This window comes from Enterococcus sp. LJL98 (genome assembly GCF_054871745.1).
Genome location: NZ_JBTXLU010000011.1, coordinates 65,704 through 83,296 on the forward strand (window position 1 = coordinate 65,704; position 17,593 = coordinate 83,296).

At 42.2% G+C, this 17,593-nt stretch carries 17 protein-coding genes and 1 riboswitch; of the genes, 15 read left to right on the forward strand and 2 right to left on the reverse strand.

Translation table 11 applies throughout. From position 1 onward, the window contains the following. The first annotated feature begins 167 nt into the window (after positions 1-167). The 8 genes from ACYSNO_RS09640 (at position 168) to ACYSNO_RS09675 (ending at position 8,901) form a co-directional block, all read left to right on the forward strand. The gene (locus ACYSNO_RS09640) at positions 168-1,499 is read left to right on the forward strand and encodes a DRTGG domain-containing protein (RefSeq protein WP_461730872.1); all 1,332 of its coding nucleotides are present in this window, start codon (positions 168-170) and stop codon (positions 1,497-1,499) included. Positions 1,500-1,519: 20 nt separating this feature from the next. Next, positions 1,520-2,473, forward strand: a complete 954-nt coding sequence (locus ACYSNO_RS09645) for a DHH family phosphoesterase (protein WP_461730873.1) — start codon at positions 1,520-1,522, stop codon at positions 2,471-2,473. Positions 2,474-2,615: 142 nt separating this feature from the next. Next, complete coding sequence (locus ACYSNO_RS09650) at positions 2,616-2,762, forward strand: hypothetical protein (protein ID WP_461730874.1); 147 nt, start codon at positions 2,616-2,618, stop codon at positions 2,760-2,762. 329 nt (positions 2,763-3,091) lie between these two features. Further along, positions 3,092-4,456: a DUF438 domain-containing protein gene (locus ACYSNO_RS09655; protein WP_461730875.1), complete on the forward strand. Its 1,365-nt coding sequence runs from the start codon at positions 3,092-3,094 to the stop codon at positions 4,454-4,456. A 207-nt stretch (positions 4,457-4,663) separates the two neighbouring features. After that, on the forward strand, positions 4,664-4,891 hold the full coding sequence (locus tag ACYSNO_RS09660; RefSeq protein WP_461730876.1) for a DUF1858 domain-containing protein: 228 nt from the start codon (positions 4,664-4,666) through the stop codon (positions 4,889-4,891). Between the two features lie 3 nt (positions 4,892-4,894). Next, positions 4,895-6,226 (forward strand): DUF438 domain-containing protein, encoded by a 1,332-nt coding sequence (locus tag ACYSNO_RS09665; protein ID WP_461730877.1) that lies wholly within the window; start codon positions 4,895-4,897, stop codon positions 6,224-6,226. 190 nt (positions 6,227-6,416) lie between these two features. Further along, complete coding sequence (locus ACYSNO_RS09670; protein WP_461730878.1) at positions 6,417-7,139, forward strand: metal ABC transporter ATP-binding protein; 723 nt, start codon at positions 6,417-6,419, stop codon at positions 7,137-7,139. 4 nt (positions 7,140-7,143) lie between these two features. Beyond that, the gene (locus ACYSNO_RS09675) at positions 7,144-8,901 is read left to right on the forward strand and encodes a metal ABC transporter permease subunit (protein ID WP_461730879.1); all 1,758 of its coding nucleotides are present in this window, start codon (positions 7,144-7,146) and stop codon (positions 8,899-8,901) included. A gap of 40 nt (positions 8,902-8,941) precedes the next feature. Here the strand turns inward: ACYSNO_RS09675 and ACYSNO_RS09680 are convergent, their stop codons facing one another. Beyond that, positions 8,942-9,787 (reverse strand): metallophosphoesterase, encoded by an 846-nt coding sequence (locus tag ACYSNO_RS09680; RefSeq protein WP_461730880.1) that lies wholly within the window; start codon positions 9,785-9,787, stop codon positions 8,942-8,944. 184 nt (positions 9,788-9,971) lie between these two features. Here ACYSNO_RS09680 and ACYSNO_RS09685 point away from each other — a divergent pair, with 184 nt between their 5' ends. From ACYSNO_RS09685 to ACYSNO_RS09700, 4 genes are all read left to right on the forward strand, one after another. After that, on the forward strand, positions 9,972-10,739 hold the full coding sequence (locus tag ACYSNO_RS09685; RefSeq protein WP_461730881.1) for a TatD family hydrolase: 768 nt from the start codon (positions 9,972-9,974) through the stop codon (positions 10,737-10,739). Then, complete coding sequence (rnmV, locus tag ACYSNO_RS09690; RefSeq protein ID WP_461730882.1) at positions 10,739-11,305, forward strand: ribonuclease M5; 567 nt, start codon at positions 10,739-10,741, stop codon at positions 11,303-11,305. The genes ACYSNO_RS09685 and rnmV overlap by 1 nt, the downstream gene beginning before the upstream one ends. Then, positions 11,305-12,186, forward strand: a complete 882-nt coding sequence (gene rsmA / locus ACYSNO_RS09695) for a 16S rRNA (adenine(1518)-N(6)/adenine(1519)-N(6))-dimethyltransferase RsmA (protein WP_461730883.1) — start codon at positions 11,305-11,307, stop codon at positions 12,184-12,186. Before rnmV ends, rsmA begins: the two co-directional genes overlap by 1 nt. Positions 12,187-12,485: 299 nt before the next feature. After that, a complete protein-coding gene (locus ACYSNO_RS09700; RefSeq protein WP_461730884.1) occupies positions 12,486-13,052 on the forward strand; it encodes a hypothetical protein in 567 nt (188 codons plus the stop codon). A gap of 251 nt (positions 13,053-13,303) precedes the next feature. On the opposite strand, the gene ACYSNO_RS09705 is transcribed toward ACYSNO_RS09700, so the two are convergent. Then, a complete protein-coding gene (locus tag ACYSNO_RS09705) occupies positions 13,304-13,696 on the reverse strand; it encodes a helix-turn-helix domain-containing protein (RefSeq protein WP_461730885.1) in 393 nt (130 codons plus the stop codon). Between the two features lie 394 nt (positions 13,697-14,090). Here ACYSNO_RS09705 and ACYSNO_RS09710 point away from each other — a divergent pair, with 394 nt between their 5' ends. The 3 genes from ACYSNO_RS09710 to ACYSNO_RS09720 all read left to right on the forward strand — a co-directional run bounded on the left by ACYSNO_RS09710 (position 14,091) and on the right by ACYSNO_RS09720 (position 17,565). After that, entirely contained in the window at positions 14,091-15,497 is a 1,407-nt protein-coding gene (locus tag ACYSNO_RS09710; RefSeq protein ID WP_461730886.1) for a helix-turn-helix domain-containing protein, read from the forward strand. Between the two features lie 104 nt (positions 15,498-15,601). Further along, positions 15,602-15,697, forward strand: a riboswitch (THF riboswitch). Between the two features lie 39 nt (positions 15,698-15,736). After that, on the forward strand, positions 15,737-16,267 hold the full coding sequence (locus ACYSNO_RS09715) for a folate family ECF transporter S component (RefSeq protein ID WP_461730887.1): 531 nt from the start codon (positions 15,737-15,739) through the stop codon (positions 16,265-16,267). Between the two features lie 71 nt (positions 16,268-16,338). Continuing rightward, entirely contained in the window at positions 16,339-17,565 is a 1,227-nt protein-coding gene (locus ACYSNO_RS09720) for a glycoside hydrolase family 3 protein (RefSeq protein ID WP_461730888.1), read from the forward strand. Positions 17,566-17,593: the final 28 nt, after the last annotated feature.

Here is a 17,593-nt window from a genome sequence, read left to right on the forward strand (position 1 = left end):
TATCTGTGAAGGATTCTGTTACAATATAGTTGTTCGACTGTACTTGTTTGCAGTCATAGAAAGTTAGACAAAGCTTGGTGTGGCAGAAACATCGAATGAAACAGATTTTTTAAAGCTGTCACTATCTTGTTGAAAAAAAGGAAAATAAAAAGTAAGGTGGGGAAAGAATGGCGACAAAACATGATTTAATTTTGGCACATATTGAAAGCTTACCCGTAGGAGAACGGATTTCTGTTCGAGGGATAGCAAAAGAGTTAGATGTCAGTGAGGGAACGGCCTACCGTGCCATTAAAGATGCGGAAACCAACGGCCTTGTTTCAACCATTCAACGTGTTGGAACCATTCGAATTGAACGGAAATTAAAGAAACATATTGAAAAATTAACCTTTGCGGAAGTTTCGAAAATTGTCGAAGGGGAAGTATTAGGCGGTTCTGCCGGACTCGAAAAAGATTTAAATAAATTCGTTATCGGGGCCATGCAAGTCGAGGCCATGGGACGCTACATTACACCCGGTTCGTTGATGATTGTTGGAAATCGAACCAACGTGCAAAAACTTGCTTTAAAAGAAGGCGCCGCTGTGCTTATTACCGGTGGTTTTGAAACACTCCCTGAAATTGAAGCTTTAGCGGATGAATTATCTTTACCAATTATTTCGACCACTTACGATACCTTTACGGTCGCAACCATGATTAACCGTGCCTTAAGCGATCAATTAATTAAAAAAGAAATCTTGCTCGTTGGTGACATCTATATGCCACTTGAAAAGACCCATTACCTACAAACCACGGATTTAGTCAAAGACTACAAATCCTTATCCGAAACGACGACGCACTCACGTTTCCCGGTAGTCAATAAAAATTTACGGGTAGTTGGGATTGTGACCGCCAAAGACGCCTTAGAAAAAACCGACCAGCAAGTCATTGAACGCATCATGACCAAAGACCCGCGGATGGCCAAAAAGAGCATGAGCGTGGCTTCCGTCAGTCACCAGATGATCTGGGAAGGATTGGAAGTCATGCCGGTTGTGGCAGATGATTTGTCCTTGCTGGGCATTGTAACGCGTCAAGACATTATGAAAGCCATGCAGCTAGTCCAACGCCAACCACAAGTTTCCGATACAATTTCCGATCAAATTACGGGTCAAATTCAAGTCGTTGAGCACGATTTTGAAGGAAATAAAATGGCGCAACCGGAATTTCGCTTTACGGTTACTCCACAAATGGTAAATGAGCTGGGGACGATTTCTTTTGGCGTCTTAAGTGAAATTATCGCGAATACAGCCAAGCACAGCTTATTGATTAATCAGCGCCGAAACACTTGGATTGAACAAGTCAATTTACATTATTTCCGCTTGATTCAATTGGAAAGTGAAATTGTCCTCCAATCAAGAATTTTAGAATTTGGGCGACGATCAGCGAAACTAGACATTGAAGTCTTGATTGAAAACTCACTTGTCGCCAAGGCCATTGTTGTCTGCCAAGTGATGGAACGACCATAGTGAGAGAAAGTAGGGAGAATATGTCGATTCAAAGTCAAATTTTACAAGCCATCAAAAGTTATCAGACCATTATCATTCATCGCCACCAGCGCCCCGATCCTGATGCCATTGGATCACAAGTTGGATTGGCTGAAATCTTGCGTCATCGCTTCCCAGAAAAGAAAATCTACCAAGTGGGTGGGCCAGTTGAAGGACTCGAATACTTGGCGACCATGGATACGATTTCTGATGAAGTCTATGAAGGGGCGCTCGTCATCGTGACAGATACCGCGAACGCTCCTCGTATTAGCGATGAGCGCTACCTTCTCGGCGAAAAATTGATTAAAATTGATCATCACCCAAATGATGAACCTTATGGCGACCTCGTTTGGGTCAATACAAAGGCCAGCAGCTGCAGTGAGATGATCGCTGATTTTTGGCAAATCTTTTCGGATGAATTACAAATGACGGAAGAAGCCGCTCGTTTGCTATACGCAGGGATTGTTGGCGATACGGGCCGTTTTCTTTATCCTGGGACGACGGCGCATACCTTACAAATAGCGGCTGACTTACGGGAGTATGATTTTGATGCCAGCCTTTTAAATCGTCAATTAGAACAAATCTCGATGAAGGTCGCACGTTTGTCGGGCTACGTCTATGAAAACATTGTTGTTGATGAAAATGGCGCTGGTAAAATGATTCTAAGTCAAGCACTGTTGCAATCTTTTGGAATTAGTGATGCCGAAACGTCGGCCATCGTTTCTTTACCTGGCACGATTGAAGACCTCTTGGCTTGGGCGATTTTTGTCGAACAACCAGAAGGCTATTACCGAGTTCGTCTGCGCTCCAAAGGTCCAATCATCAATACGATTGCCAAAGCCCACCATGGCGGCGGCCATCCCTTAGCCAGCGGTGCCAATGCCAAAGACCTTGATGAAGTAGCAGAAATCTACCAAGCGATTCAAGCAGCTTGTCAAAAGGAAAAGAAAAAATAAAATGAGCCAGCGGTCGTCTGCTAGAAACTGGAAGCAGACGACCGCTTTTTTTCTAGTCAAAATAGTTTACAAAGGAAGCCAGATTCATTATGATAGAATTATAAAGCGGTTACAAAAATAATCAAGGAAGAGGCGAAACAAGATGAAAAACAAAACCAAAGAAGAAGTTTACGCAGAGCGACAAGATGACTATAAGCAAGAAAAGGTAGCAATCTTCCGTGAGGCACGAGAAGAAGCAGCTGCAAAAGAAGAAGCAAAAAAAGAAAATGAAAAAGAGCAAAAAGCGTAATGATGACCGCACTCGTTGGAAGCAAGACCTTCCAACGAGTGTTTTTTTGTTCGGTCAAAGGCCTGTCGGTCCGCTGAATGACTGAAGGGGGCTAAGTTTTCCTCATCGATCCTCTTTTCACGAAAGAGCGCTTTTTGATATAAAAAATGTCTGAATTTCGAGGTGCACAACCACCTTTTGTGAAAAATGTGGTATAATACATAAGGTAAAAAAGAGAATGGCTACAAAAAGAGATGAACGACTTGCCATAAAAATCGGAAGCGAGAGTCTCTAGATAATGAGTGAATACCTTCTTAGATGAAAAAAGTAAACTATAGGAGTCGAGTAAATTGACAGGTAGAAGCAGAGAAGTTCGACAAAATCGAATGATTCAAATCGCGATGACACTTAGTGAAGGGGGTTCTTTTGGTGAGGCTATGCAAGCCTTCCTCGATGAATTTGAAACCCTGAATCCGGCAGAAGTAGCAGCAGTAGAGCAAGTCCTGACACGTAAAAAGGTCGCCTTAACTGATTTTCGACGGTTATGCGAGATTCATGAAGCAATCCATAACCCTTCCCATATCAAAATAGAACAAGATCAACCAGGCCATCCGATTCATACATTTAAACTGGAAAATCAAGTGATTCAATCCTTATTGAATGATGAAATTGAAGGCTTGTTCGATCAAATTGCGAGGGGCGACTGGTCTTATAACGAACGATTAATTATGACCTTGCAAGATTTAAATCAAATCGGTATCCACTACACGCGGAAAGAAAAACTGCTTTTCCCTTTCTTGGAAACGTATGAAATGTTCGAACCCGCACAAGTTATGCGCCGTGTTGATGATCGAATACGTAAACTGATTTACGAGATGATTACTTATGCAGAAAAAAGAGAAAAAGATTTTTATATCCTCTTTGAACAATGGTCCCAACTAAAAGAAGAAATTGAAGAAATGATTTATAAAGAAGAATCAATCATCTTTCCATTAGCTTTAGAACTTTTCCATTTGAAAGATTGGGAAGAAATTGCAAAAGAAAGCTATGACTGGGGCTTTGCTTATATCCCTGATCCGATCTTTTGGCAAGCAAGCACCCAGTCGTTACTGGAAGAAGAAACCTTTGAACCCTTCCATCCAATCGTCCTAGAGAAGGCAAAAGGAAACAAGGAAGAGATTTTACACGGACTTGATGGAGAGGCACCTGTTCAAAAGGACACGTCACAATGGGAAGAAATCAGTCAACCGAATGAGATTGTCTTTCCAACGGGGATGTTGACCGTCGATCAATTGATTGGTATTTTTCAAGCCTTGCCAGTTGATTTAACTTTTTTTGACACGGAAAATCGGGTCCACTTTTATTCGGAAAGAACCTTACCTATTTTTCCACGAACAAAAGCAACCATTGGACGTGAAGTCACGACCGTTTATCCACCGAAGAATATGACAATTGTCGATGCGATCTTAAATGATTTTAAAAATGGACGGAAAGAACCAGCCGAATTTTGGATGGACATGAAAGACCGTCAAATTCATATTCGTTATTTCCCGATTCGTGATCAAAAAGGAAGCTATCAAGGGTGCTTAGAAGTGGCTCAAGACGTGACAAAAATTGAAAAACAAAGCAATCAGAGAGTTTTCTTTGAAAGTTATGTCGATCGGACCCAATTAACCAAAGATTTATTTAAAAATGAACAAAAAAAGAACGACTAATCGTTAACCGTGGCATGGCATTCGTTGAAAAAATGAATGCTATGTTTTTTTGCCGTTGCAAGGAGAGGGGGAGGAATATTCCTCAATCGCGCACGAAAAAGTCTCAAGCAATGCTTCGAAAGTTTGTGAATAAAAGAACCATTCTTCCCGAAAACATGCTATACTAAAAGAGTAATTGAGAATCATTCTTAATCAGGAGGGAAACAAATGGAACTTGATTTGTCAAAATCATTATATGAACTCGTCAACCAATATCCAGTCGTGAAAGACATCATGTTGGATTTAGGTTTTAAAGATATTACCAAACCAGGCATGCTGCAGACAGCTGGGCGCTACGTCACCATTCCTAAAGGAGCCAAAATGAAAAAAATTCCTTTAGAGAAAGTTCTCACAGCCTTTGAAGAAAAAGGTTTTGTTATTATGAAGGGAGCATAAAAAATGAAAGCAAGAACCAAAGAAGATCGTCAAAATCGAATTGTTAAAATCCTATCATTACTTCACGAAGGCGGTTCTTTTGAAGAAGCGAAACGGCTTTTTAATGAAGAATTCGATGGGGTAGATGTCACCGAAATCACTTCGGCAGAACGCGCCTTAATTCAAAAAGGCTTAGACCCGGCGGAAATCCAGCGCCTCTGTAACATTCACGCTGCTGTATTTAAAGGATCGATCAACGAAATTCATCACTCAAACGAAGAACACGGACACCCGGGACACCCCATTCACACTTTGAAATTGGAAAATCAAATTATCCAATCGTTGTTAACCGATGAGATTGATAGTCTATTAGAAAAAATACAAAAAGGCGATTGGTCCTATCAAGCACGTTTAATTGCGGCTTTAACGGATTTGCAACAAATTGAAAAACATTACGCGCGCAAAGAGACACTCATCTTTAGTTACATGGAAAAATATGGCATTACCGCTCCACCGCAAGTCATGTGGGGGATAGATGATGAAGTTCGTGCGATGCTTCAAGAAACGCTGACTTATGCACAAAGCGAAAAGGTCGCCTTTAATCCACTCTTTGAGAAGTGGCAAGCGCTCAAAGAAGAAATCGAAGAAATGATCTTTAAGGAAGAAGAAATCATGGTACCAATGACGCTGGATGTCTTTAGCTTAAAAGACTGGGAACAAATTGCTGCCGATAGTTTTGAAATTGGCTTTGCCTACATCCAAGACCCCTTACCTTGGAAAGCCAGTCAAGAAGCCTTATTGAAAGAAGAAGAACGAGAACCCTTACGCCAACTTGCAATCCAAAAGGCCAAAGAAACCACCGAAGACATCGCCAAAGGTTTGGCGCAAGCGACCCCGGCGGATGAGGCGCATTACGAGTGGGAAAATCATGCCCAAGCCGATCAAATGGTCTTTCCAACAGGTGTCTTAAATGGCGCGCAATTACTAGCGATTTTTCAAACCTTACCTGTTGACTTAACCTATGTGGACGAAGAAGACCGAGTTCGTTTTTATTCAGAAGGACCGATTCGGATCTTCCCCCGGACGAGATCAGTCATTGGGCGTGAAGTCGTCAACTGTCACCCACCAAAAAGCATGCATCTGGTGGAAGAAATCTTAAATGATTTTAAGGTCGGCCTTCGAGAACACGCGGAATTTTGGATTGATATGAAGGAAAGAAAAATTTACATTCGCTATTTTGCCTTGAAAGATGTGGATGGCAACTATCTCGGTTGTTTGGAAGTCTCCCAAGACATCACCGAAATCCAAAAGATTACCGGACAAAATCGTCTTCTAGAAGGATACACGCCAGAGTAAGGCAGCTTGCTCGGGCGAATTTCCCTACGAAGTAAAGCGAAAAATAAGAAAAACAAAGAAACCTGCGCCGTGCATCGCAGGTTTTTTTGTGCAAAAAAAAAAGAAAAAGATTTGCATTTTTTTCAAACTAGGCTTATGATAAGGGTAAAGTTTTAGGTGTGCCTAAAACTTTAAGTTAGGAGGGGCGAATTTGTTTAAAGTCAATCATTTATCTGTCAGTTACAATGGCAATGAAAGAGCGGTCTCTGACGTTTCTTTTCAAGTCACAAAACCAGGAATCATCGGTATTATTGGTCCGAATGGTGCTGGAAAATCAACTTTAATAAAAGGCATGCTCAATTTAATTCCGCACGAAGGAGCCTTGACTTTTCAAGGACAGGCACTCCCTGCATTTCAAAAAGAAATTGCTTATGTCGAACAAAAAAGTGCCGTCGACTACACGTTTCCAATTACAGTGGCAGAATGTGTGTCTTTAGGTCTTTATCCAAGGAAAAAATTTTATCAGCGATTAACGAAAAAAGATTGGCAAAAAGTCGAAGAAGCCTTAACAGCCGTCTCGATGTTGGATTATCGTGAGCGACAAATTGGGGAGTTATCCGGCGGGCAGTTTCAACGCGTGCTGATTGCACGAACACTGGTCCAAGACGCAGATTTAATTTTTCTCGATGAACCCTTTGTGGGCATTGACGTGGTCAGTGAGGAAATCATTATGCATTTGTTGCAAGAGATGGCTCAAGCAGGAAAGTATATTTTTATCGTGCATCATGATTTGTCGAAAGTGGAAGAATATTTCGAGCAAATCCTCTTATTAAATCGGGAACTGATTGCTTTTGGACCCACGGATGAGGTCTTTCAACCTGAAAAATTAAGGCGCGCTTTCGGTCAGCAAGTCCTTGTGTTAGGAGGTGCTTAAGGCAATGTTACAAAATTTTATTCAAGGCTTAAGTGACTATCACTTTTTACAAAATGCCTTAATTACTTCGGTGGCAATTGGCATTGTCGCAGGAGCAATTGGTTGCTTTATTATTTTACGTGGAATGTCTTTAATGGGGGACGCCATCTCGCATGCCGTTCTTCCCGGCGTGGCCCTTTCTTATATCTTAGGAATAAATTTCTTTATAGGAGCCATTCTTTTTGGGATTTTTGCGTCCATTTTAATTACCTATATTTCCAACCATAGCGTGGTCAAAAGTGACACGGCGATTGGGATTACCTTTAGTTCATTTCTAGCATTAGGCGTGATTTTAATCGGTGTCGCCAATAGTTCAACCGATCTCTTCCATATTCTCTTTGGGAATGTCCTTGCGGTTCAAGACAGCGATAAGTGGCTAACGATTGGGATTTCTGCCCTCGTATTAGGAGTGATTGTGCTGTTCTTCCGTCCTTTGCTGATCACTTCGTTTGACCCAATGATGGCAAAAGCCTTTGGCATGAACGTCCAAGCCTATCATTATCTATTAATGTTGCTTTTAACCTTAGTCTCAGTGACTGCCATGCAAAGTGTTGGAACCGTGCTTGTTGTGGCCTTGTTAGTCACACCGGCAGCGACCGCCTTCTTGTACACGAAGAAATTAAGCCAAATGCTCCTATTTTCTGCCTCATTAGGCGGACTGTCTTCGGTCATCGGTTTATTTATTGGCTACAGCTTTAACATTGCAGCAGGATCAAGTATTGTGTTAACGGCCGCTTTTTTCTTTGTTTTAGGGTTCTTCTTTTCCCCACAACAACGTCAAAAACATGGGAAAAAAAGCTATCTAAAAGGCGGAATCGTCACGCTTCTCGTGATTGGGGGCATCGCGCTTTATCAAGGCATAAATCCAATCAACGCAGCCAATGACCATGTGAAAGTCGTGGTCACCAATTCGATTTTAGCCGACTTGACAAAGGAAATCGGCCAAGAGAAAATCGACCTGCATAGTATTGTACCAGTTGGCAAAGATCCGCATGATCATGAAGTCTTACCAGAAGATATTCGCCAAGCGACAAACGCCGACGTGATTTTTTATAACGGCTTGAATCTAGAAACCGGCGGGAATTCTTGGTTTCTCAAATTGATGGCCAATGCCAATAAAGTTGAAAATCAAGATTATTTTGCCGTGAGCCAAGGCGTAGAACCCCTGTATTTGGAAGGCAGCGGCAAGACAGACGAACAAGACCCGCACGCTTGGTTAGATATTGCTAACGGCATGCGTTATGTTGAAAATATTACCCGAACACTCAGTGAAAAAGACCCGGAAAATCAAGCATTTTATGAGGAAAATGCGGCAGCTTATTTGAAAAAATTAGCGGCACTGCATCAAAAAAGCATCGCGCAATTTGCGGAAATTCCAGTGGAGAAGAAACGAATCGTAACGAGCGAAGGGAGTTTTAAATATTTTTCAAAAGCCTATGACGTACCCGCGAGTTACATTTGGGAAATTAACACCGAAGAAGAGGGGACACCGGAACAGATGACGCAACTAGTTGACCAGTTGAAAAACTCGCAAGTGCCTGTTTTGTTTTTAGAAAGTAGCGTCAATCCAAAGCCTATGGAAAGTATTTCAAAAGATACAGGTTTGCCGATTTACAGTCGGATTTTTACCGATTCCGTCGCAGCCCCCGGAGAAGAAGGCGACAGCTACTATCGGATGATGGAATGGAATATCGAGCAAATCACCCAAGGTTTATCGCAATAAAAAAAAGACACGTTTGAAAGGAACGCATGAAGCGCATCCTTTAAGGCGTGTCTTTTTTCGGGTCGCTGTTGGCAAGATGGTAATAAAGAATGACCGGTTTCTTGCTCAAAAAACGGCGCTTTGAAAAGCCAGGGTGAATCGAGAGCAAGGTGTTTTTTCCTAGTTGGTACAAACCATGAGTGAATTTCGACGTCGAAGCATGTTCCTTTCGTTTGTTGGCTGGCGTTTCATGCCCCGTTAAGACGAGGTCGTAGTCTTTCAGGTTCGGCACTTCTTCAATATGATGCGCTTCATGTACGAGCAAGACATGCCAAGTCGCAATCTTCTTTTCATAAGTGTACTGCGGGTTTCCTACGAGAGTGTCATCGAAACCGATAAAGCGAAGCGAAACATCTTCTCGGACGGCGAAAGCTTCCTCATTGATTAAAGGTGTGAAATCGCCTTCTTTTAAGACTTCCTTCACAAAGTATTGACCGGATGCGGAATAATCTTGGTTTCCTAAAACGGCCAATTTTCCTAAGGGAGCAGTGAAGCGTTGCAGCTTATCGACCAGTAAGCCCGTTTGTCGGTGTGGCCATTGGTCATAGTTGGCAATTAAGTCGCCCGTATGAACAATCACATCAGGACGTCTTAGTAAAGTCGAACGGATGAGTGGATTGATTTTTTTGACACGTCGCTTTTTTCCGAGATGAGAATCACTGAGGTGGGCAATGACGACATGATCGGGATTGGTGTAAAGATCATGCGCTTTTGAAATATCTAACACTTGTTGTTTATTCTTGTGAATGAAATAATGAACTTCGCGCGCGCTCTTTGGTTTTAAAAAGAACCATAAGAAAAAGAGCAGACAGATCGTTAAAATAACGAAAGAAAGGATGTCAGGCATGCAGGAGGCTCCTTTATAAAATCAAATTTTATTACTCCCTTAAGAATAGTAGATTGTTGCAAAAAAAGCAATCGAACACAGGATAAAATTTAACACAGAAAAATAATGAAAAGATACGGCCTTTTCATTTCAGAAAGTTGGGAAATATGCTATTGTATACAAGAGAACGAGGAGGAAGTTTCGTATGATTTTTGATTCACATACCCATCTAAACGCCCAACAGTTTCAGGATGAAATTCCTGAAATCATTCAACGGGCCAAAGAAATGGCCGTAACCGAAATGGCGGTCGTGGGCTTTGATACCCCAACGATTGAAAAAAGTCTGGCCTTAAGTCAAGCCTATGATTTTATTTATAGCATTATCGGGTGGCATCCAACCGAAGCGGGCAGTTACACACCAGCCATTGAAAAGACTTTGCAAGAACAACTGACCCAACCGAAAGTTGTTGCGCTTGGCGAAATCGGTTTGGATTATTATTGGATGGAAGACCCCAAAGACGTCCAAGCCCGTGTTTTTAGTCGACAAATTGCCATTGCCAAAGAAATGAACTTGCCAATTAGCATCCATACACGTGACGCCATGGCTGATACGTATCAACTGTTGAAAGAAAATAAAATCCATGCGATTGGTGGCATCATGCATAGCTTTAGTGGCGATGAAGAATGGGCCAAGCGCTTTTTAGATTTAGGGATGCATTTGTCTTTCAGTGGCGTCGTCACCTTTAAAAAAGCCTTAGACGTCCAAGCAGCAGCCAAAATGGTTCCCTTTGATCGGTTATTGGTCGAAACGGATGCCCCCTATTTGGCACCAGTACCTTATCGTGGCAAACGCAACGAGCCGGGGTATACTCGTTTTGTGGTAGAAAAAATAGCAGAATTACGCGGGCAAAGCTTTGAAGAAGTCGCCCAGCAAACGACCAAAAATGCCCATGAATTGTTTGGAATTGTTTAATGGAGAAACCAATTTTTGAAGAAATTATTGTCGTCGAAGGCAAAGACGACACCAAACGCTTGCATGAAGTCATTGTGGCTGACACGATTGAAACGATTGGCTCAGCAATTAATGAAGAAATTTTAGCTCAAATTGCCCACGCCCAAGAAATTCGTGGGGTGATTGTCTTTACCGATCCGGATTTTTCCGGTGAGAAAATCCGGAAAATCATTATGGAAGCTGTCCCAGATGTCAAACATGCCTTTTTGCCCCGTGCCCAGGCACAAGGCAAAAAGAAACATCGCAGTTTAGGCGTTGAACATGCAAGTGACGAAGCCATTTTAGAAGCGCTCAACCGTGTCGTTGTCCCAGTTAGCCAAGAAATGGCCCACCCCGTCATCAGTCAACAAGAATTAATCGCACTCGGGTTGCTGGCCGGCAGTGGTTCGAAACAACGACGGGAAAAAATTGGGGATGAATTGCGCATTGGCTACACCAATGGCAAACAACTCCAAAAGCGCCTCAGCATGTTTCGCATTAGTCACGCGGAGCTCATCGCCGCCTTAGAGAAAGTAGAGGAAAAATAGTGAACGAACAACGAGAAATTGCCAATCCTTCCAGAACGAAGGAAATATTAAAAAAACATGGCTTCGTGTTTAAAAAGAGTCTTGGACAGAACTTTTTAACCGAACCGAACATCTTAAGAAAAATTGTAGCCACCGCTGAAGTGACCAAAGAAACCAACGTCATTGAAGTTGGTCCAGGAATTGGTGCGTTGACGGAACACCTCGGCCGAGCAGCCCATCAAGTGCTCGCTTTTGAAATCGACGACCGTCTGATTCCGGTACTGGCCGATACCTTAGCGCCTTATCCAAATATCAAAGTCCGCCATCAAGATGTGCTAGACGCAGACATTGCGACGCTCGTCCAAGAAGAATTTACTGCTGACTATCCAATTAAAGTCGTCGCGAATTTGCCCTATTATATTACGACCCCCATCATGATGTATTTCTTAGAGTCTGGCGTCGAAATTGCGGAAATGGTCGTGATGATGCAAAAAGAAGTCGCCGATCGCATTAGTGCCAAGCCAGGGACGAAAGCGTACGGCTCGCTTTCCATTGCCGTTCAATACTACATGGAAGCGCAACTTGCCTTTATCGTACCGAAAACCGTTTTCGTTCCTCAACCCAATGTCGATTCCGCCATTTTAAAATTAACTCGTCGGGCGACACCTGCCGTTGCGGTTACAAACGAAAAAGAATTTTTCAAATTAACGAAAGCGGCTTTCCAATTGCGCCGTAAGACTCTTTGGAACAACTTACAAAACTACTACGGAAAAACGCCTGAAATCAAAGCTTGGTTAGAAACAAGTCTGGCAAGTGCTGGCATTGATCCAAAACGCCGTGGAGAAACACTCTCCTTGGCGGAATTTGCTGCCTTGAGCAACGCCTTGGAAGCCAATCGCTAGAAACTCCTGTCTAGGAAGCAACCAACAACTAGCGCCATCAAATACCACACTCCGAATAGCCGTGAAATAGGCGGCAGGTTCGGAGTGTTTTGCTATGTCGAAAGGAGTGCGAATCAAACAGCGCAGGATTGCCTTTCTGAGGAGGGAGTTGAGAAGGGGGATTCTGTATGAAAAGTGATGAAAATACTCAATGAAAAAACAAAAGAAAATTCCAATAGGTGTCTTGACAGGTAGTGGAGAAAGAGCTAAACTAAAGGAAGTTCAGATGTGTCATGACACATCTATTGGAGGAGAAAAAAATGAGAAAAAATTCTGTACGTCAATTAACCATCTCTGCCTTATTAATCGCGATGGGCGTGATGATCCCAATGGTAATGCCAAAAATCGTCATCGGTCCGGCTTCTTTCACCTTAGCGAGCCACGTGCCCTTATTTATTGCCATGTTCTTTTCACCGAGTGTCGCGATTGCCGTTGCTTTAGGAACCACCTTCGGCTTTTTTGTCAACGGCCTGCCAATTGTCATTGGACTCAGAGCCCTTTCGCATCTCGTCTTTGCAGTGATTGGTTCACTCTACTTACAAAAACATCCAGAAATTACCTTAAGTGGGAAGAAGTTTCAAATCTATAACTTTTTCATTGGGTTGATTCATTCGGTATTTGAATTAGTCGTTGTCGCAGCCTTTTTATTCGGTGGACAAATGCAAGTGGAAGGCAGCATCTTTTACTTCCTTTTTGTTTTAGTTGGCCTCGGCGGACTCGTCCACAGCATGATCGACTACAACATCGCTTTCTTCGTTGTCCGTTCCTTAAGTCGTGGCTTTGAAATTCCAGTCATTCGTAAGGCGAAGGAAGAAGCCCTTTCATAGAAGCATAGGCAACAAAAAAGGTTGTATCATATTTGGTGTTGATGGAAAAATCTCTATAAGATTTTCCTTCAGCACCTTTTTCATTTTTTTAAACAAAAAACGATAGAGAAATCATTCCTCTACCGCTTCCGACGATTATTTTTACTCATTTGGTCCATCAACACGATTTGACGAACAACCATAAAAAAGAGGAAATCAATTGATTTCCTCTTTTTTATGGTGCCTTTAGGTGAGTGACACAAGCCCTTTCATTATCCTGATTGACCAAATTCTTGTTTGAGCTGTTCCATTAAAGAAAAGTGTCCTGAGAGAATGTCATTAAAAAATTTTTTTTCTGCTTCTGAAAGGTGGTATTGTTCGGCGTATTTAAGTTGTACTTTTGAGTTGAGGAGCGCTTCTAAGTCGTATGGAATATTTTTCATCGTCTCTAAAGGATAATCATTTAAACCAAGCAAGTAATCGGAAGTGACACCAAAAATATTGGTAAGTGTGATGAGTTCATCAGCGGTAATCTTGCGAGTACCGCTCTCAATTTTACTCATCGTAGACTTACTAATACCCATTTTTTTGGCTAATTTTGTTTGGGACCAGTCTTTTTTTTCTCTTAAATTAATAATTCGATGGTGAATAATACTTCTTTCCAATTGTATCAATCCTTTTATCCAATCTAGAGTTAATTTTACCATCGATTCTAAAAAAGAAACGAATTGTTAATGTAATGGATACGACGGCTATTGACGTTAACAAAATAGAAACTTATAATAAAGTTTAATGTTTCTAAAAAAGAAACAAAATCAACAAACTGTTTCTTAAAAAGAGAACAGTGAATATAAAACTTGTTTTTAAAGGTAGAAAATCAATTGGTACACAAGGATATCAATTGACGATTTTTAAATAACCAAAATAAAAAACGATATTTATTTTTCTGGGGAAGAAGAAGAAGAGGGGGGAGAAGATAGTTTCTAAAACAGAAACAAAAATAAGAGCCATAAAAAAGAGTGAAGGAAACTTTTGCTGGATTCACCTAGGAAAAGGTGAGTGGAAAGGAGTGTCGTCTTGTTAGGATTGCCGAAAGAAGGATTATTAAAAAAAGAACTCGTCTTGTTTTTGGATCAACAAAGGCAAGAACGAACAACAGAAGAATTAACTGCCCAGTTTGCACCCCTTACTGGACAAACAATTTTGAAACATCTAAAAGAACTCGATGAAATGATTCAGACACTTTACGCCCCGGAACAATTAACTTTAAGCATTCAGCCAAGGATTGGTATTCGACTCTATCGTGAAAAAGTGAATTTGAACCGATTATACGAAGCAATCGATTGTCGAAGTCTGACCTATGCAATCTATCGTGACTTGTTTTTACATCGAGCCTTTTTAACGGACGATTTTTGTGAAAAAATGCAAGTGAGTTTTTCAACCATTCGACGCTTAATTAAAACAATTAATCAAGAAATACAAATCTATGATGTTTTTATTAAAGTTGGAAAAAGAGTTCGAATCACAGGGGATGAAAGCCAAATTCGTTTGCTTTTTTTTCTCTTTTTTTATGGGGTTCACCGCGAACTCTCAGCGATTCCTTGGATGGAAAAAGAAGAAGCATTTGCCGTAGCGAATCAGGTTTGTGAAGTGTTTTATGAGCAGCCCTCACAATTGAAAGTAGACGTCTTAGCCCTTTGGTTGGCGATTCATCAACAAGCAAACAGGCAAGGGGAAAAAATGACACAAAATCCTTTTTCAGAAAAATATCCCGAAAGCATCCTCTTAAACCGAACGCTTTCAGAATCAACCTGGAATTATTTGTTGCTTGTGATGGATGCCTTAGACTTAATCCCCTTTGAACCACGCTTAACGTTTGAAAGTCTCTATCAAAATCCGTTCTCGCAAGCAGTCAAGAGTTGGCTGGGCTTATTTGAAAGGCAAATTCAACGCGTGTCAAAGCAAGAAAAAAAGGACTTTTATCGACAAATGTATCGCTTGTCGGTTTTAAATCAACTGACAAGAAATCAAAAGGACATTGACGTCATTTTTCGTCACTTACCGGAGAGAGGACCTGACTCGTTTCCTTATTTTCAAATGAAATTTGATCAGACTTGGCAGCAATTTCAAAGCGAGCAGCCAGAAAAGTCCCAACAAATCGATCGGGAATTTCTAAGAAACTGGAGCTACCAAGTGGCTAGGGATGAGACACTGTTGCCAACGATTCCTTGTTATTGGCACTCTTCTTTAACAAATCAAACGCAAAAGAAATTGGCCAAAGAATTGCAATGGCGATTGAAAAACGAGGTGAATTTTTGCTTTACCTCAGATGCCCAGCAGGCCGTCTTGCAATTGTCGACGGAATCACAAGCAAAGGGGTTGCCAATTGCAACGCCCTTGTCGGAACATGACGTTGAGCAGGTACGACAAGCTGTTTATGACCTGATAAAAAATGGCAGCGTGTAAAAGATACTGGAAGAGGAAGAAAATCATGCCTACCTAAGAGGTATTTACTTGTCGGCAAGCTGCTTCTGTGGTACATTCTATCCACGGCTTGCATGCCGAAAAAAAACAGAGTAGAAAGCAAAGCGTTAAGTGTCAAAAAATGGAATGTCGTTTTTGGACGAAAGGCCTTAGCCTGCGGTTTTGTTTTCGCATTCGCTGGAACATCGAATGTTGCAACTCGAAAAAGGAGATGCTTCAACATGCACAAAAAATTGGATGCTTACAAGATAAGCATGATGGGGTTATTGATCGCAATCATGGTCATCCTCTCTCGAATCTTAGGGTTCGAATGGCAATTTATCAAAATCTCGTTTGATTTTGTGCCAAAAATCATCATGGCCATGCTGTTTGGCCCACTATGGACGGGTGTCGGGGCAGTAGTCGCCGATCTTATTGGCATGATGCTTTTTGCCAAAGCGGCATTTTTTCCAGGCTTTACTTTAAATGCCTTCTTAGGTGGCGCTATTTATGGTTATTTCTTCTATAAAAAAGAAGTGACCATCAAAAATGCCTTCTTATGTACCTTGGTGAACACCTTGCTCATCGGGTTTGTCTTAACCCCGCTTTGGTTAGCCATCATGTACAATCAGCCACTCACCAGTTGGGTCATTTGGGGACCACGCTTAGTGAAAGGAATCTTAATGTTACCGATTCAAACGATCTTAACCTATGTCGTCGGTCGGGCGATTCCGATGAAACAATTAATGAAAAGAAGTCGTTATTCTTTTTAAAATAGTCAAATCGTTGCAAGTTTTCTCCTTTCCATGTACTCTGAAATTGAGTTTGGAAGGGAGATTTTTTTATGAATAAAAAGAAATGGGCTTGGTTATTTTCTCTGGTCATCGTCTTTTTTGCGATTGGCGGTGGTCTTTGGTGGCTTCAAGTGCAACCGTCCACTTCAAGTGAACCGGAAAGGTCGACCACAAGCACGAGTGACACTCAGTCAAATACCTCGACTACGACAAGGAGTAATTCCTCGTCTTCAAGTGAATCCAGTACCTTACCGAGTAGTAGCGAGTCGCGGGATCGTCTGTCTGAGCGGTTGGAGGCGATGACGCTGGAAGAAAAAGTCGGCCAATTATTTCTCGCCCGTTATCCCGGAGCATCCGCGCTGGATGATTTAGCCCAATATGCGCTCGGAGGCTATTTATTTTTTGGGCAAGATTTTGAAGCGGAAAGTGCGGAAAGTGTCCGTCAGCGCGTCAAGCAACTGCAAGCCGAGCAAAAAATTCCCTTGTTTCTAGGAGCGGATGAAGAAGGCGGCACGGTGACGCGTTTGAGCTGGAATGCGACTTTGGTCGATCAGCCCTTTCAAGCGCCGCAAGTCGTCTATCAACAAGGCGGTTGGGAGGCGATTGCTGCCGACACAAGAGCCAAGGCAGCCGTTTTACAAGCGTATGGCTTGCAACTCGGGTTGTTTCCGGTTGCAGATGTCGCTACCGATCCAAATGCCTTCATCTATGATCGAACGATTGGCCTCGACGCGCAAGGAACGAGCGTTTTTGTGGAAACCGTGGTCGAAGCACTCAAAGGCAGCGGCGTGGCTTCGACTTTAAAACACTTCCCAGGCTATGGCAACAATCGCGATTCACATGTGGAAATCGTACATGACACGCGTGCTTTGGAGGAGTTGCAAACCAACGACTTTCTGCCTTTTGAAGCCGGCATTAAGGCTGGTGTGGATAGCATTTTGGTCTCGCATAACATTGTGACGAGTATCGATGATCGACGTCCAGCTTCGATTTCGCCACAAGTGATTGCGGTCTTACGCCAATCGCTTGGTTTTGAGGGAGTCATCATGACCGACGACATGGACATGCTGGGCTTAGCTGATTTTATTCCACAAGAACAAGCCGCACTTGCCGCCTTGCAAGCAGGCAACGATTTGATTCTATCTTCTAGCTATCAAAGACAAATTCCAGTCGTGATTGCGGCGGTAGAAGCCGGCGACTATGCGGAGGCTGATTTGGATGCTTCCGTCCGTCGTGTCTTACGTTTGAAGGAAAAACTAGGGATGTTTCCAGATTAAAGTGTAATCAAAAAAGAGGAGCCAAGGA

Coding starts and splice junctions, on each gene's coding strand:
- ACYSNO_RS09650 (WP_461730874.1), top strand. CDS start 2,616: ATGAAAAACAAAACCAAAGAAGAAGTTTACGCAGAGCGACAAGATGAC.
- rnmV (WP_461730882.1), top strand. CDS start 10,739: ATGGAGAAACCAATTTTTGAAGAAATTATTGTCGTCGAAGGCAAAGAC.
- ACYSNO_RS09675 (WP_461730879.1), top strand. CDS start 7,144: ATGTTACAAAATTTTATTCAAGGCTTAAGTGACTATCACTTTTTACAA.
- ACYSNO_RS09680 (WP_461730880.1), bottom strand. CDS start 9,787: ATGCCTGACATCCTTTCTTTCGTTATTTTAACGATCTGTCTGCTCTTT.
- ACYSNO_RS09645 (WP_461730873.1), top strand. CDS start 1,520: ATGTCGATTCAAAGTCAAATTTTACAAGCCATCAAAAGTTATCAGACC.
- ACYSNO_RS09640 (WP_461730872.1), top strand. CDS start 168: ATGGCGACAAAACATGATTTAATTTTGGCACATATTGAAAGCTTACCC.
- ACYSNO_RS09715 (WP_461730887.1), top strand. CDS start 15,737: ATGCACAAAAAATTGGATGCTTACAAGATAAGCATGATGGGGTTATTG.
- ACYSNO_RS09665 (WP_461730877.1), top strand. CDS start 4,895: ATGAAAGCAAGAACCAAAGAAGATCGTCAAAATCGAATTGTTAAAATC.
- ACYSNO_RS09720 (WP_461730888.1), top strand. CDS start 16,339: ATGAATAAAAAGAAATGGGCTTGGTTATTTTCTCTGGTCATCGTCTTT.
- ACYSNO_RS09685 (WP_461730881.1), top strand. CDS start 9,972: ATGATTTTTGATTCACATACCCATCTAAACGCCCAACAGTTTCAGGAT.
- ACYSNO_RS09700 (WP_461730884.1), top strand. CDS start 12,486: ATGAGAAAAAATTCTGTACGTCAATTAACCATCTCTGCCTTATTAATC.
- ACYSNO_RS09660 (WP_461730876.1), top strand. CDS start 4,664: ATGGAACTTGATTTGTCAAAATCATTATATGAACTCGTCAACCAATAT.